The sequence below is a fragment of the Lacinutrix cladophorae genome (assembly GCF_053604645.1).
Genome location: NZ_JBSHNR010000108.1, coordinates 13,137 through 29,072, shown reverse-complemented (window position 1 = coordinate 29,072; position 15,936 = coordinate 13,137). Strand labels below are relative to the sequence as shown.

At 28.1% G+C, this 15,936-nt stretch carries 14 protein-coding genes and 1 pseudogene; 7 read left to right on the top strand and 8 right to left on the bottom strand.

Annotated elements, in window-relative coordinates; translation table 11 throughout:
• Positions 1-5 precede the first annotated feature (5 nt).
• The 5 genes from tssD (ACVC3Y_RS06550) to ACVC3Y_RS06530 form a co-directional block, all read right to left on the bottom strand.
• Entirely contained in the window at positions 6-428 is a 423-nt protein-coding gene (gene tssD / locus ACVC3Y_RS06550; RefSeq protein ID WP_303424210.1) for a type VI secretion system tube protein TssD, read from the bottom strand.
• 63 nt (positions 429-491) lie between these two features.
• The gene (gene tssD / locus ACVC3Y_RS06545) at positions 492-881 is read right to left on the bottom strand and encodes a type VI secretion system tube protein TssD (RefSeq protein ID WP_303424211.1); all 390 of its coding nucleotides are present in this window, start codon (positions 879-881) and stop codon (positions 492-494) included.
• Positions 882-1,152: 271 nt separating this feature from the next.
• Complete coding sequence (locus tag ACVC3Y_RS06540) at positions 1,153-2,031, bottom strand: TssN family type VI secretion system protein (RefSeq protein ID WP_452226440.1); 879 nt, start codon at positions 2,029-2,031, stop codon at positions 1,153-1,155.
• Positions 2,032-2,041: 10 nt separating this feature from the next.
• Positions 2,042-2,956, bottom strand: coding sequence for a hypothetical protein (locus tag ACVC3Y_RS06535; protein ID WP_303424213.1), 915 nt, complete (start codon positions 2,954-2,956; stop codon positions 2,042-2,044).
• A 7-nt stretch (positions 2,957-2,963) separates the two neighbouring features.
• Positions 2,964-3,974, bottom strand: a complete 1,011-nt coding sequence (locus ACVC3Y_RS06530; protein WP_452226439.1) for a C40 family peptidase — start codon at positions 3,972-3,974, stop codon at positions 2,964-2,966.
• Positions 3,975-4,185: 211 nt separating this feature from the next.
• On the opposite strand from ACVC3Y_RS06530, the gene ACVC3Y_RS06525 reads away from it, so the two are divergent.
• From ACVC3Y_RS06525 to ACVC3Y_RS06495, 7 genes and pseudogenes are all read left to right on the top strand, one after another.
• A complete protein-coding gene (locus ACVC3Y_RS06525; protein WP_452226438.1) occupies positions 4,186-4,620 on the top strand; it encodes a GPW/gp25 family protein in 435 nt (144 codons plus the stop codon).
• Between the two features lie 9 nt (positions 4,621-4,629).
• Entirely contained in the window at positions 4,630-6,459 is a 1,830-nt protein-coding gene (locus tag ACVC3Y_RS06520) for a type VI secretion system baseplate subunit TssF (protein ID WP_452226437.1), read from the top strand.
• A 36-nt stretch (positions 6,460-6,495) separates the two neighbouring features.
• Positions 6,496-7,488: a PKD domain-containing protein gene (locus tag ACVC3Y_RS06515; RefSeq protein WP_452226436.1), complete on the top strand. Its 993-nt coding sequence runs from the start codon at positions 6,496-6,498 to the stop codon at positions 7,486-7,488.
• 12 nt (positions 7,489-7,500) lie between these two features.
• Positions 7,501-8,655, top strand: coding sequence for a hypothetical protein (locus ACVC3Y_RS06510; protein ID WP_303424218.1), 1,155 nt, complete (start codon positions 7,501-7,503; stop codon positions 8,653-8,655).
• Between the two features lie 22 nt (positions 8,656-8,677).
• On the top strand, positions 8,678-9,184 hold the full coding sequence (locus ACVC3Y_RS06505) for a type VI secretion system transmembrane protein TssO (RefSeq protein ID WP_452226435.1): 507 nt from the start codon (positions 8,678-8,680) through the stop codon (positions 9,182-9,184).
• 95 nt (positions 9,185-9,279) lie between these two features.
• Positions 9,280-10,128 (top strand): annotated as a pseudogene (locus ACVC3Y_RS06500) (YifB family Mg chelatase-like AAA ATPase); the annotation flags it as partial.
• Positions 10,129-10,171: 43 nt separating this feature from the next.
• A complete protein-coding gene (locus tag ACVC3Y_RS06495) occupies positions 10,172-11,833 on the top strand; it encodes a recombinase family protein (protein WP_452226434.1) in 1,662 nt (553 codons plus the stop codon).
• A 573-nt stretch (positions 11,834-12,406) separates the two neighbouring features.
• On the opposite strand, the gene ACVC3Y_RS06490 is transcribed toward ACVC3Y_RS06495, so the two are convergent.
• The 3 genes from ACVC3Y_RS06490 to ACVC3Y_RS06480 are packed head-to-tail and all read right to left on the bottom strand — an operon-like array spanning position 12,407 to position 15,799.
• Positions 12,407-14,359: a hypothetical protein gene (locus ACVC3Y_RS06490; RefSeq protein ID WP_452226433.1), complete on the bottom strand. Its 1,953-nt coding sequence runs from the start codon at positions 14,357-14,359 to the stop codon at positions 12,407-12,409.
• Between the two features lie 4 nt (positions 14,360-14,363).
• Positions 14,364-15,095: a hypothetical protein gene (locus ACVC3Y_RS06485; protein WP_452226432.1), complete on the bottom strand. Its 732-nt coding sequence runs from the start codon at positions 15,093-15,095 to the stop codon at positions 14,364-14,366.
• On the bottom strand, positions 15,095-15,799 hold the full coding sequence (locus tag ACVC3Y_RS06480) for a hypothetical protein (protein WP_452226431.1): 705 nt from the start codon (positions 15,797-15,799) through the stop codon (positions 15,095-15,097). Before ACVC3Y_RS06480 ends, ACVC3Y_RS06485 begins: the two co-directional genes overlap by 1 nt.
• Between the last annotated feature and the right edge of the window lie 137 nt (positions 15,800-15,936).

Here is a 15,936-nt window from a genome sequence, read left to right as displayed (position 1 = left end):
TAATATTAAAAGATTTCCCAATTATTTTCATAGCTTACGTCGTTGATGTCAACCGCACGAGCCGAAATAGCTATTCGTGTTTTCATAGGGAGCGCATCTTCAGCACTAAATTCTTCGTGATAGCTTACACAAATCCCATCATAAAAAGTGAGTGTTTTGTTACTTGACATACTGTCTCTATTGTAAAAAACGATTTCTCCGTCTTTAAAGGTATGTGGCATTACCATCCATGCTAAGATATCTGTGTTGCCAGTTGATTCTATAAGAACATGTATAAGTCCAGCTCTGGGTAGTTCTACAGGTCGACCATCGGGTCCTATATTTTGTGTAAAATCGAAAGAGCATTCCAGTACATTGTTTTCCTCTTCATCAATAATTAATTTTGCTAAAAAAGACATAATCTGTGTTTGTTTAATAATAGTGTACAATAATCCTAAGGAGTGTAGTAATTACACTCCTTGAATTTTGAATGTATAATAATTATAGAGGGCTTATTTTGTCCACTCATTAATATGCTCGCCGTTTCCTATACCAATAGTTTTAGCCGAGATTACAACAGTTTCTGCCATAGGGTTTTCTCCAGAGTGATCAAATTTTTCACTGTAGTTTACCATGTAAGCTTCTGTGAATTTTAATTCTTTTGCCTTAGCATCTGTATCTCTTTTTAAGAAAGTAATAGAGCCGTCTTTACGTTCAAAATTATTGAACATCCAGTCTGATAAAGAGGTGTCTGCAGTAGATTCTACTGTGATTTTAATTTTTCCTCCTCTTGTTATAGATGAAGGACGACCTGTTGCATCCGTTTCTTGGTGTAACTCATAGCTACAGTTTAGCACATTGTACTCGTTTCCGCCAACATTTAGTTTTGATTTAAATGACATAATAATTGATTTTAATTAATAATTAACTAATAAGAAGAATGGTTTTAAACTATTTAAAGTTACAGTATTTTACTTAATACCACAAGGTTTAAAAATTTTTTATCCAAATTAACTAGTTAAAAATTAAAGGTTTAACTTAATTTATTTACTATTTAATATTTTTTAAAGCAAAAGGTTAACATAAATCAACTTATTTATTTTTAGTTGTATTTAGTTGGTACTTGTAGGATGTAGAAATCGTATTGTTTCTACTAGATTTGCGGAGAGCTATTTACTTGTTTATTCTTTTACAAACAATTACATCGTTTTCATTAATGCTATTGTTTACCACTGTTTTTTCATAATTAATGTGTTTTACACTTCCAAACCAATTTTTGGGTTTAAAATAGAAAACCCACTCTTGAGGTTGCATATTATTAGGGTCAAGATACTCGATGGTGCTTTCTGGATGTCTTTCGTTATAGTCGTTAATAAAGAAATAAAAGAGTTTTCCAAATTCCATATTTTCTGGTGCCTTGATTCTAAAGTTTGTAATTTCATTAATTTCGTGTTTTTTCTGAAACTCAAAACTTATTACAGCAGGATTTATTAATTCGTTTTTAGTTGGGTCTTTTATGCTTTTATCTAAAGGAAACACCCATTTTTTATATACAGGAATTGGTATGTTGAAAGCAAATTCGTATAATTTTTTAAATAAAAATGGAATAATAAAACAAAGTCCAGACCCTAAAAAAATAATACTAAAATTGGGTCTAAATCTATTTACTACGTTCATGTATGCTATAAGACCAATGCATAAGATAATTATGGAGAATAAGAATTCGTTAAAAAAATCTGTTTTATCATTTTGTAAGTCTGGAAAATATTTATCCATTACATGTAAGTGTAAAAAACCTAATGCAAAAAAAACGAGTTGAATGCCTATAAAACTGTTTAAAGGTGTATCGTTTAATACAAAATGAGAGCTTAGTAAAGCTGTTAGTGCAAATGTTATTAGAATAAAAAGTAAGTATAATATTGCTGCTTTTTTATTTTTTGTAAAAATGCTTCTTAACTTTTTCATTAAACCAAGTATAATAGAGCTAATAAAAAACAAGCCTAAGCTTACTTTAAACATGTTTCCATTCATTATATTGGTTAATGCATTCATTCTTTTAGAATTATATTAGTGTTGTTAAACCTATTATTGGTTCTTTTTCTTTACTTAATAAAAAACCATCCTTAAGGTTAACTTTAAAGGATGTTTTTATTTCTACTTCCATAGGAAAAAAGTAATCGTAAAACACATTTAAAAATTTAGAAAAACCATCTTTCTCTAAATAGTCTTCAATTTTATCTTCTAAAATTGGGCCTATTTCAACTTGATATACTGGTTGTAAAATAGAATCATAGGTGTTAGTAAGTGTAAAATTTGTTCCTAAATAATTATCGGTATTATTTAATTTACGATTATTTATCTCTTTTGGATTAAATACTTTTTTAATAGTTACTTTTTTGTTTATAATATTTTCTAAGCAAAGACTAGTTAGTTTTATATCTCCAGCTATTTTATAGCTATATGGTAATAATTTTAATAGTTTTAATAGATACTTCTTGGGTATGGAACTATCTACTTTCCAGAAGTTTATTAAAAATTCATCATCTAAATTTAGAAAATTATTTAATAAATCTTGCTCTTTAGTTTCAATTTTTAATTTTTGGTTAAAAAATTCATTTTCTAGAGGAGAGAAGAAGTGTCTAGCTTTGCTTTCTTCTTGCTTGTAATTTTTTCGTAATTCGCTATAGCCTAAAGTTCCTTTAGAGGTGTCTTTAGTATGAAAAAGGCCTTCAGGTAAATGATCGTATAAACCATTTCTACTTAAATTTAGATGTAGTTTGTTATTTTCGTCTATTGTACCTACATCTAAAATATCCCTTCTATGCGATCTTTTAAATGTGCTTTTGTTATTTATTATTATGTCGTCTTTATGAATAGCTGTGTTTTTATTCAATTCTGCAACGATTACTTCGGCTTTTAAGTTTTGATAAACAGATATTAGTTCTTCAAAAATTTGTTCTAATTCATCTGTATTCATAGTTGTTTTAGTTTTTTTGTCTTCTTCCTCCAGCTACAAATATTCTAGTCCAAAATGCATTTGTTAGGTTACTTATTTTTACGCCAGATAGCCCATTGTCTTTAGAGTACGAGGTAGCATGAACAAAATAGCCATTATGTAAATAAATACCAACATGACTAATGGTACTTTTATTTTCTCCAAAACCTTTAAAAAACAATAAATCTCCTTCACGTAAAAATTCTTTTCCTAAAAACTTATCGGTTAGTTTAGAATCAAATTGTTTTTGTGCAGTTCTTTCTATATGCACGTCATAAACAGAATTATATAATCTTTGTGAAAATGAGGAGCAATCTATTCCTTCTTTATTTTCTCCTCCTAGAATATATTTTGTTCCCTCCCAAGCTTCAATAAAGTCATATAGTTTAGTGTTCGATATTGTTTCTGGTGTAACATCTAGTTTCGCTCCATATTTTATTTGTGTACTAGTAATTTCTGTGGTTGTTACATTTGTATTACTAGGTATGGTATTGTTTTCAACAACAGGAATGTTTTCAGCGTTTTTCTTTTTCTGTTTAAGCAGTTTTTTTCTTTGTTTTTCTAATTCTTTTTCTTTTTTCTCTTTTTCTTTTTTGGAGTCGGCAAGCAAATCCTCTTTTTCTTTTTCTGCTTTTTTAGCGTTCTTTTTTTGCTCTTTTATTGCTTTTTCCCTTCTTTTTCTTTCTTTTTTGTTTACTACTATTGTTACATTATCCATGATAATGTTTTTGCCTGATTCTACTTCAATAAGTAAATATCTTGTATTATAACCTTCTTTAGTAATTGTTACTACTTGATCTCCAATTGGGATCTCTTTAAAAATGTTAAATGCACCATTTAAATCAGTGCGTTGTGCTATAGTTGTGCCTTCTATTGCAACAATCGCATCTGTAACATTAACCGATGTGTCTTCTTCTGTAACAATACCTTTAAAAGAAATTTGAGCATTACCAATAGAGCATATCAAAAGTGCTATTATAAGTAGTAATTTAGTATTCATAATATATGTTTTGATAATTAATGTTTTTTTTTAATTAATGTTAACCAATACTAAAAAATAATATTAATAAAAGTAGCAAATAAATGTATTTAAACAATTTTTAATCTATGATTTGTAAAAAAAAGTCGTTAATTATATTGTTTTTGTATTTGAAAAACAGGGTTTTATGTTTTAAGTATAATAAAAATCCTATATTTACTACTGTAATATTATGAATAAACATTTTTACAAATTACCAATTAAACCAGATAGCTTTTTTACAAAAAAGGAGCATGTTACCTGTGATTTAAAGCAGTCTATTGCACATTATATCCATTTAATTAATACCACTCACTTTGGCGAGTGTAACTTTGAAGAAAGTTTTGGGAGTTCTATTTGGGAATTAGATTTTGATAACTTAAAGAGTTCTAATATTCTAAAATCTTTGATTAAGAGCTCTATTGAAGATTCTATTAAGACCCATGAAAAAAGGTTAACTAAGATTACTGTAGATGTAAAAATTAAACAAGAAGAAATTTTAAATACAGATTCGGTAAATAGAATAAAAAAAAGAGTAGATCTTGTTATTAATGCTAAAGTAAAACTAACAAACGAAGATTTTAAGTATGTAGAATACTTTTATATAGGACCATTATCATATCAATAAAATTACGAGATGAAAACAGAATCTTTCGAACATATAAAAAATAGAATGGTAAAAAAAGCGGCTTCCATTTGGGGAGTTGCAGCTAATGAAATTGAAACCTCTTTTGATCCTGTTGTATCTTTGCTCATTTCTGCTTGTGCTTCAGAAATTTTAAAAATTCAGGCAGAGTTAAACGAATCACAAAACATAGTTACTGAAAAATTAGTACAGCTAATGACTCCAGAAACTGCAATAGGTTCTAAACCAGCACATGCAATTTTACATGCTAATACATTAGATAAAAAAACAAACATAAAACCAGAATATCAATTTTACTTTAAAAAACGCACCACAGAAAAAAAGGGTTCACAAACGGTAAAAAATATTTTCTTTTCTCCAATTCAAGATTTTAACCTTATAAATGCAAATGTTAAATATTTAGCTTGTGGTAATAAGTGTTTTAGTATAGATGAAAAAAAAGAAAAAAGCCTACTAACAAAAAATAATGCTAAAGAAGAGTTGCAAGCTTCTACAATATATTTAGGTATAGAAAGTAGTTTGAAAGAATTACCATTACAAGATATATCGTTTTACTTTGAAATTGAGGATATCGATAATAGTGAATTATTTTATCATTATTTAAACCAAGCAAAATGGTCTATAAATAATAAGGAATTAAAAACACAAGAAGGTTTTTACAATAGTAATAAACTAAACGAAATTAACTTAAATACCATTTTTAAAGAAGTTTCTAGTAATACGCAAAATATCACCAATCATGTATTACAATTCTATAAAAAAAACTTCATAAGCATAAAAAATAAAAAAAACTATACAACTTCCGTTTCCGAAGATTTAATAGACTTTATAGCAACGAACCAATTAGAAATCCCAAAGAATATCACTTGGATTAAAATAGAATTCTCTAGAGTTATAAATAATACAATTTTGCAAAAAATATATTGCTCTTTAAATGCTTTTCCTGTTTTAAATAGAGAATTAAATTCTTTTAGTTATCAAGTAAAAAATTACATTAATATATTACCTATTAATACAGAAGATCATTTTTTAGATGTTAAATCTATTGTAAATACAAATGGAGAAGTATATACACCAAAACTTAAAGATGTAATAAATACAAAAAAAGGAAATTATACGATACGAGGTAATAATGTAGGCAAACTAGATCAACGTAGTGCAAAAGAGTATTTAACACATTTAATTGAATTGCTTAAAGATGAAAGCGCATCCTTTTCTTTTTTAAATAATGATTTTTTACATACCAATATTAAAAACTTAAATCAGTTAATTTCTTTATTAGAGAAAAAAGTGATTGCTTCCAAAAATACATTTACCGAAAGTAAATATATCACCCTAGAACCATATAGTAAAAAGGAAAACCTATTAGTAGATTACTGGACAACCAATGGAGAAGATGCAAATAATATTAAATCTGGAAATGAAATTGAGGTTTATAAAGCAATAGGTATAAAGCAAAAAGGAAGTTATTTGTTAACTACAACTTTTGATGGTAAAAATGATTTAAAAATGGAAGAACGCCTTAATTCCTATAGACGTTCTTTATTATCAAGAGACAGAATTGTAACCAAAGAAGACGTTAAAGCGCTTTGTTATGAATTGTATACTGATAAGATTGAAACAGTAGAAATTAAGAAAAGTTATACCAATAGCATGGAAGTAAATAAAGGAATAATACCATGTATAGAAATACTTTTACATCCAAATAAAAAAATAAAATTTGAACAAATAGAATGGGATTCACTCAATAGTAGTTTGATGCTTTTTTTAGAAAAAAAATCGGTGAATATATTTCCATATAAAATAAAAATAGTAAATTAATACTTGTTTTAAGAGTATTAGAAAATTAATAATACAATGAAAAATACATCCACATATTTAGATAAATCTGTAATATATACTTTCTTAGGTGTCTTTTTTTTATCCGCATCCATGTTTGCATTTAAATATTCAAAATATGCACCTTGCGAAGATGTAAGTTTTAAAATCTCTACAAATAATTATACCATTGGTTCACTAATTAAATTTGAAGACCAAACTGAAGGAGCTAATAATTGGCATTGGAATTTTGGAGATAGCACATTAACTTCAACACAACAAAAACCATTACATGTTTATTATAAACCTGGAGAATATCAGGTTAGGTTACTAGTTAATGGCATTTGTGAGCAGTCGGAAACCATTACCATTTTACAAAAAAAAGAGCTTTTAGATTCTACAAAGTTTCCAGTATTTAAAATTCCTAAAACCATAGAAGTTGGTACCACATTAATAGTCGAAGACCAAACAGAAAATGCTTCTAGTTGGGAGTGGCGATTTGGAGAAACTGCAGAAGCAAATGCAAAAACTAAATTAGCATCTTACATTTATAAAGAACCAGGTTTTAAAACCATTTCATTAATTATTAATGGAGAATTAAAATATATATCTAAGCAAAAAATAGAAGTATTACCATTAAAAGAAGAAGAAGAAAATACATTTATTGATATACCTGAAAAACCTTCAGAACCAGTTTGGGATATAAAAGAAGCACCTGAAACTACAGTAATAAAAGATAAACCCGATACCCCAAAATTAGTACCATATATTGGTCACGAAGATTTTAAAGAAAAACTTATTCTTGTTTCCAAAGAGAAAATGAGCCCTAATCAATTTGTAGATTATTTTTGTGGCGATGTTAATAAACCTATAATCGTAAATGGCAAAAACACTACATTTTTAGTCTTTTGCGAAAAAATTAAAGACAAAAAAATAAAAATTAAAAACTTTGAAATCTTTAGAGACAAAGGCTCTAATTGTATAAAAACAATTACTATAGACTATAAAAAATCTGGTCTTGGACTATTTTAAACTAATGAAATAATGAATACACAAGATAAACATAGAGTAAATTGGATAGATGGAATGAAGATTAATAAAGATCACTTTATTGATTTTGAAGAATCTATGGTTTATGCCATTAAAAACTCAGAGCAAAAACAAGTAACACCAATAAGTTATGGTCTATTACCAGATTTTTCAGAACAGGGAAGCTCTATAGATCTATTAATTTCTATTGATGGACAAAGCACTATAGAAGTCATACTCAATAAATGTCATGCAATTACATTAGGTGGTTATCAAATAAATATTTCTGAAAGCACAAAACCATTACTAGAACAATCTGGTTATATTTTAAAACAACAATATAATGTAGGTATAGAAGATAATACGTTTTATATAGTGCTTACAGTAAATCCTTTTCAAAGAGTTCCAGTAGGCGATGCAGATCCAAATGAAGAACCGCCAAGACATCCATATGTATTACCAGAATATAAATTAGATATTCTAGCAAGTACCGAAGTTTCCAAAAGAGAACTTGGTTTGCATCATATAACCATAGGGAAAATAGATGTTAAAGATGGAGTGCCAACATTAGTAGAAAATTTTATTCCGCCTTGTAAATCTATTCAAAGTCATGCAGATTTAAAATTTACATTTCAAGAAATTGTAACCTTTTTTAATCTAATCGAATCTTATGCAATGCATATTATTCAAAAAATATATCAAAAAAAACAAGCAAACGATCTGTCGCATATGGTATTACATATTTCACAGCGCGTACTTGAAAATTTAAACCGAAGTATTCCAGAATTTAGAATGCAAGACAAATACCAACCACCAATTGTAATGATTAATAAACTATCTGGTTTAGCAAGAGTTATAAAAAGTAGTTTAGATGTATATGTAGGAACAGGTAAAGAAGAATTATTAAACTATTTAACCGATTGGTGCGATTTAAATCAAGGCGCTTTTGAAAATGTACTAGTAGATATGTTAGAAATTAAATATGAACATACAGATATTAATGCAGCCTTATTAAAAGTGTCTTCCTTTTCTAAATTGATGCTTTCCTTATTTAAAAAATTAAATGAATTAGATTACATAGGAAAAAAATCGGACTCTAGCATTTTTGTAAAAGAAGAAGTAGTAGATAATGTAGAAGTTAAAAGCCGAAGAAGCTTTCTATTAGACTAATAAAATACTAAAATATAAATTTATGAAACCAAAAAACAGTAAAGACAGACGCGCTTCTTTTTTTAAATTTTTAGCACTTTTTGCTGTAACTATTACTGCTATTTTGTTTGCTGTATACTTTAACTTTAAAGTACCAAATAAAGAAAATGCCATACTAAAAAACCAAGTGAAATCTGTTGAAAAAGAAATGGTTTTTCAAGATGGTTTTTCAAACGAAATGAAAAGCATTCGTAATATGATTGATTCTTTAGGAATTAATGGAACCAACATGGCCTATCAAAATAATTTAATAAGTGCTAAATTAGTAGACTTGCAAAAAACAATTCCAACCAAAGATTCTACATATCGTTACGATATGTATACCAATATTATAACAGTATACGCCGAACTTTTAGAAGGAAAAATGCAATTGCATCAATTAAAAGATTCTAAAGCAACTATCGATGAATATAAAATTGCTTTAGATAAAGTGAAAGCAGACTTTAAGCAATGTGAAAGAGACTTGTACATTGCAAGAGGCTCTAATTAATTTATAATTTCGATTAAATTAAAATAAACCTTTCTGTTATCAGAAAGGTTTTATATTACAAGCATTTTTATTACATTTATAGAAAATAATCTATAATGCTTAAAAAAGTTTTTGGAAGTGCAGTCTTTGGTGTTGAGGCAACAACAATAACCGTAGAGGTAAATGTAGATTCTGGAATTGGCTATCATTTAGTTGGTTTACCAGACAACGCTATTAAAGAAAGTAATTTTAGAATTGCTGCAGCTTTGCAAAACAATGGCTATAAAATACCTGGCAAAAAAATAATTATAAATATGTCTCCTGCCGATTTACGAAAGGAGGGAAGTGCCTACGATTTAACATTGGCTATTGGAATTCTTGTAGCTACTAATCAAATTCAAGCCGAAAATTTAGAAGACTTTCTCATCATGGGAGAATTATCTTTAGATGGAAGTTTACAGCCAATACGAGGAGCATTACCAATAGCAATTAAAGCAAAAGAAGAAGGTTATAAAGGTTTTATACTCCCTAGTCAAAATGCAAAAGAAGCAGCAATTGTAGACGATTTACAAGTTTTTGGAGTAGATAACATAAAACAAGTAATCCAATATTTTGATAAAGGGGAAGCCTTAGAACAAACTATAATAGATACGAAAGCAGAATTCGAAAAAAACTTAGATTTCCCAGAGTTTGATTTTAGTGATGTAAAAGGACAAGAATCAATAAAACGCTGTATGGAAATTGCGGCCGCAGGAGGACACAATATCATATTAATTGGTCCTCCAGGAGCAGGAAAAACCATGTTAGCAAAACGTTTGCCAAGTATTTTGCCTCCAATGACAATTCATGAAGCCTTAGAAACGACAAAAATTCATAGTGTCGTTGGTAGAGTAAAAGCAAATGCTGGTATTATGGCGCAAAGACCATTTCGTTCGCCACATCATACGATATCGAATGTTACTATTTCTAATGTAGATGTTTCTTATCTTTACGCATAAAAACAGTTAAATGCTTGCAATATATACACGTCTATCAAGGGAAAATGATGATTCTACATCAATTGAAAATCAAATAAGAGAAGGGAAAGAATTTGCTAAATCTAATGGTTTTGGGGATGATTTTAGAATTTATGATGAGGGGCAGGGAATATCTGGAGGTCTAGAGCTCTATAAAAGACCTAAATTAGAAGAAATGCTATCTGATATGAAAGACGGCTTAGTAGAAGCAGTTTATACTCGTAAACAAGACCGTTTAGAAAGAAATATCAGGACTTGGGGGGTATTCTTGGATATCATTAAAAATAATAATATTAAAGTATATTACTCAGGTGTTCTTCAAGATTTACTGACCGCAGAAGGTAAAATGCTGGCTATTATTATGTCATCAACAAATGCTTACCTACTAGATAAACAAAGTTTTTTAACTAAAAGAGCCCTCCATGGAAATTTGGAAGAAGGAAAAACTCGAGGAGGAATAATGGCATATGGCTTTACAAAAGATAATGATAAATATGTTATCATTGATGAGAAAGAAGCAGTTGTAGTTCGTGATATTTATAAAATGTGCCTTGAGGGTAAAGGTACTCGTGCTATTGCTACAATACTGAATGAACGAGGAGTTAAAACTAGATATCAGAAGATGCCTGAAGGTTTTATAACACTTACCCATAAGGACACAAAGAAAAAATACAAAAGGAAGAAGAGTGAAGTGCAATGGGCGCAAAATACAATAAGAAATATTCTAAGGAATGAAATATATATTGGGCGGAAGTACTTTGGTTCGGGAGAAGAAAGAAAAATGTACAACTACCCTGTCCTTTTAGAGGAATCCTTATGGCATGAAGTGCAAAGCAAGCTCACATCAAATAGAATAATTACAGGTAAGAAAGTGGAACATAGATACCTACTCAAAGGCATCTTGGAATGCGGTAAATGTGAGAGGAATTATTATGGGAAAATAAATGCCAACACGAATATTTACATGTGTTCATCAAAAAGGTTTCCTAAAATAAATTGTGGTAATCGAGGTATTAATATAACTAATATAGAAAGGTACATTTGGGAACGTTTTTTTGTGTTGAAAGATATGGTAACACCTTTAGTTCAGTATCTCGAACATCGAGAAGATGAAGATAGAATTAAAGGCATAATCAAAGATTTACTAGAAATAGACACAAAATTTATAAGTATTTCAGAGAAAAGAAGGAGAGCAATTAAATACGCCATTGAAGGAATAATTCCAGAGTGTGAGATAAGAATAAGTCTTGAAGAGTTTGACAAAGAAGTCCGTGATTTGAATGTTCAAAAAAAGAACTACCAAAGCCAAATGGAGTTGTTTACGAATTCTAAGAAATACTTAGATATGCTAAATATTGACCTAGAAAATTTAGATGATATACCATTCGAAAGAAAAGTAGAACTTATAAAGAAATATATAAAAAGAATTGTCATCCTTTATGACAAGACGATCGGGTACGATTTAAAAATTAGATATACATTTGGACATGAAGTTCACCATGTAATAGATAAAAATTATTTGATGGGATTGGACCTTGATTCGCAAATCCCTCTACTTTTTGATGACAGAATGGATGGAGAGCAAATTTATGCTCAGATGCTAGAGAGGTTTAAAAAGTTTGATAAAATTGATAATAAAGATGTTTTTGATTAGCAAAAAACTTTATAATAAGAACATTTAATGATTCACCTAAGAACTAAGTTTGGTTGCAAATATTTTATCTCTTAGTCTTATATACTCTAAGGAGTTTGTAACACCTTCAAGTGCTGGCTGTAAGAAGATAGGAGGTTCTTTAACACCTCCTCCTCCGCTGTAGTAACCCTTTCTCCTGAAATATAAGCGTTGTCGTTGTACCTCATTTATCAACCTAGTTTAGTTTATTAAAATTTAAAATCTCAGAGCTAGTCATTGAAAACGCTTAAGCTATTCTTTTTAGTATTCCCACTTTCATCTCTTGTTCCCATGTTCCATATTCTCTTAGGTTTCGATTATCAATTTCAGCATTAAACGCAATTCCCTATTTAGTGATGTTACTTTCTTTTATCAACTTACGAATCTGTTCTCCCAGATGCCCCATTCTCTCTGGTATTTTTTACTTATGATACAGAAGTCTATGATGTAGTAGAGCTTAATGAAGATACTTTTCATTTCACATTTGAAGAAAGGATAGGAAATACTTATATAACAACTATACACTAAATTAAATTTATATATAAATGACACTAATCATATACTTATTCTATATTTATCGGATATATAAGAATAGTATTTCCTCCCTCTATCTGCGAGTTTCTGATACTCGTCATTATAATCATAGGATGTAATTTTATTGGCAGCCTTTGAGGTAGAGAAAATTCTACTTTTTAAAAAACTCAAAATTTCTTTGCCTTCTTTCTTTGCAACGTACGTCGTGTAATTAACCATACAATAGTCTTCTGTCGATATTAATTCACCTTCATTGTTTAATTCTATTACATCTCTTTCATAGTGTTTAGTATTTGTTATGTTTTTTTCTAAAGTTTTAACTCTTTTCTTTCGCTTACTTAATATATTCTTTTTTGTTATGATTAATTCGGACTGTTTTTTTGATTTATTATTTTTATTTAAATACTTAATATGTTTTTTTCGGTCTAGAATATTATTCTTAAGGGAATTTAATTCATAAACTAAATTTTTAAATTCTTTTGTGTGTAGTTGTTGAAAATTGTCAGATAGTTCAAATTCATAAAATGGAGTTAATTTGTATGATATGTATTGTTTCATTTTTGAAACTTCATCAAAATTCTTTATTTCAACACTACCATTTATTATGAAGCACATTTGAAGCTCTGCTAAATAGTCTGATATTTTATTCTGTAAAATTAATTCATTTAATTTTTGCTCATAGGCATGTTGCTGACATATAGGAAAACATAAAGTATTTTGATTTAAAGAACATTCTTTATAAGCCATCTCTTTTATGCGATGGTAATTTTTAGAAATAGATATAACTCTTGTTTTTTTGAAAATATTTGAGATAGTGTTTTCTACCACTTTTTCAAAAACTTCGTTTTTATTTTCAAAAGAATTTCTAAAACTTCTATCCGCTGTAAATATTTCTAAATCCTTTTTCAAGTAAATTTGGCTTAAATTTCTATTATAAAAAACAGTTTTCATATCAAGTTTTGAAGTAGTTTTTTTTGATGCTTTAAAAACAAAAGCAATATAACCAACAGAGGTGTGTGATAGAATTGTTGTTTCCTCGTAGTGGTGTTTTTTGTTTGTTTTCATAAAATCATCAACAACATAATTCACTTGCGTATCTAAATTATCGTAATAGTCTGGTAGAAGTCTATTTCGCTTTTTTAAATATCTATTAAATATTTTTGAAACTTCTTTTCCATCTTTTGATTTAAAAAACACATTTCTACATTCATTGCTATCTTCATCTTTGAAAAATCCGTTTTCATTTTCTTCAATATTCAGGGTATACTTAGAATCACCTTTTATTAATAAGAAATGTGAACCAAAAAAATGTAGTTCCCCCTCGGGGAAATATAATAAATTTAAAAGGTTAATTTCTAAATCTTTAAGCTTATGATTGTAGTTGGATAATTCATTATATAGAAGACTCGGAGATTTAAAAGTATTAAATGTATCACAAGTTTCGATGTACGGGTTTTTTTGATTAATCGTTTCTATTTCTGTATTAAATAAAGTGTCTTTGACTCTTCTTCTAAACTCTAATTCATTTATGTCTAAAGAATATATGAATTCAAGAAATTTTCTTTTACTTGTTGAGACTAAGAATTTTGTTTTGATATCATCTAAATAGGCGTGTCTAAACACTGCGGTTTTGGGATGATTTTCAGAGTCTTTATCTGATAGTATTGATAATGCATATATTTCTTGAAGACTAATTTCTGAGTTCATTTTATTTGATGCCAAAAAATTGACATAACGCATAACAAATTGTGTGTTTATGAAAGCGGGTTTATACATTATTAATTCAGAAACATTATAGAATCTTAATTTTGTGATTTTCTCGAAGTTACAATCGGTAAATATTTCGTAATAGAAAGGAAATGCTATTTCATTCTCGAATTTATTAATATAATCAAATAAGCATTTACCGTTTTCATCTGTTTCTGATAATTTACCAAACAACGGAGTGATTTTTTTTGTATTCATTTCTTTCATTTTATTATTCTCTATTTCTTCCTTTGTAATTAGTCTTAGTACTATTTTTTGTTAGGAATGCAATTGTTTTAGATATTTCCTTTGGGTTTAAAATCGCACTGTTTAAAGTGTCACTATATGTGTTTTTGTTAAACGAATTAATATAGTTTTTAAAATATTCGTTTTTGGAATTCAAAGAAATATATTCACATACATAATCCAAATCTTCGTTTGGTAGTTCTTTTGAATTGAAACCATTAGTCAACAACTGTGCTAAAACAATTTCTCTATCTTCTATAATATCTTCATCATCATCAATATCCAAGCTATTGTGTAAATATTCTCTCTTTGATAATTTATTATCTAAAGTTGTTATATATTTTATGAAGTTGAATTCACTATACATTCTTTTTTCAAATTCTTTCAAAAATTCTACTAAGTCTTCATGGTTTTTAAAAACTTTGTCCAACAAAAAATATTCGTTTAGTTTAAACAATGAAGTCAAATACCATTTATCAAGTATTATAAACTTATATTTTTTTGTTTTTATGAATTGTTTAAGTTGTTGGATGGAGTTTTCAAGGCTTATTTTAAAGCTATTAAAATCCTTTAAATCCATTAGAAATTTATGAATAAGAATATCTTTTGAAATTTTAAAGTTCTTGTGTCTTTTAACTATATTTAAAGATTCAGAAATACCATCAAATAGTATAATTTGCGAACCTTTTTTTGGATTTACATATTTTAATTTATTCATTACTTGTATGACTTTATAGATTCTTTTTTAATTTGAGTTTTGAAATCGCCAGAAGCTAATGTGAGATGATAACTTTTGTTGTATATCTTTTCTCGAAAAAGTTTCTGGACTGTTAAATATTGTAGAGCATCTGGAATACTAATTATATCAGCTTCGATGTCATTAGTTATGTATTTTGGTAGTTTGATAACTTTTTGTTTTCTAAATAACTTACTGTATCTGACACCGATAAACTTAGCATATTCTTTAAGGTTCATACCCAGACTTTTCATTTCTATATCTCTATCTATAGCTTCTTTATAATGATTCCTATTGCCTGTATTCAAAACACTTTGTAGTCGTTTTAAATGGGAGTAACTAATACCTATGTATTTCGAATATTCTTTTAAGTTCATGCCTAAGCTTTGCATTTCTTTATTCCTATTATTTGCAACCGCAATAAATTGTGACGCTTTTATTCCGTCATATAACTTAACATTGTTAGTTAACATTTGAGCTACTGTATTTTTAAGTTGAGTTGGTGATAAAAAAGGTTTTACTTTCTTACCATTTCTAACACCAACAATTAAAAGATTAAATAATGTTTCACGGGCATCAACATGAATTATCTTTTTAAGTTCTATTAATGAACGATTTGATATGAGACCGTTATCATAGCATTGTTGGATTTTATTTGTTGAATTATTTGTCTTTATTTCTACCATATGATTTTCTTATACTTTATATATTGTTATAACGATATAAATTGCAAAAAGGACCATGATTTAATCATTACTTTAAATAAAATACGAAAGGGCTTTTTTTAAAGTGAAATTCAAAAAAATGTTAATTAGGTTATTTC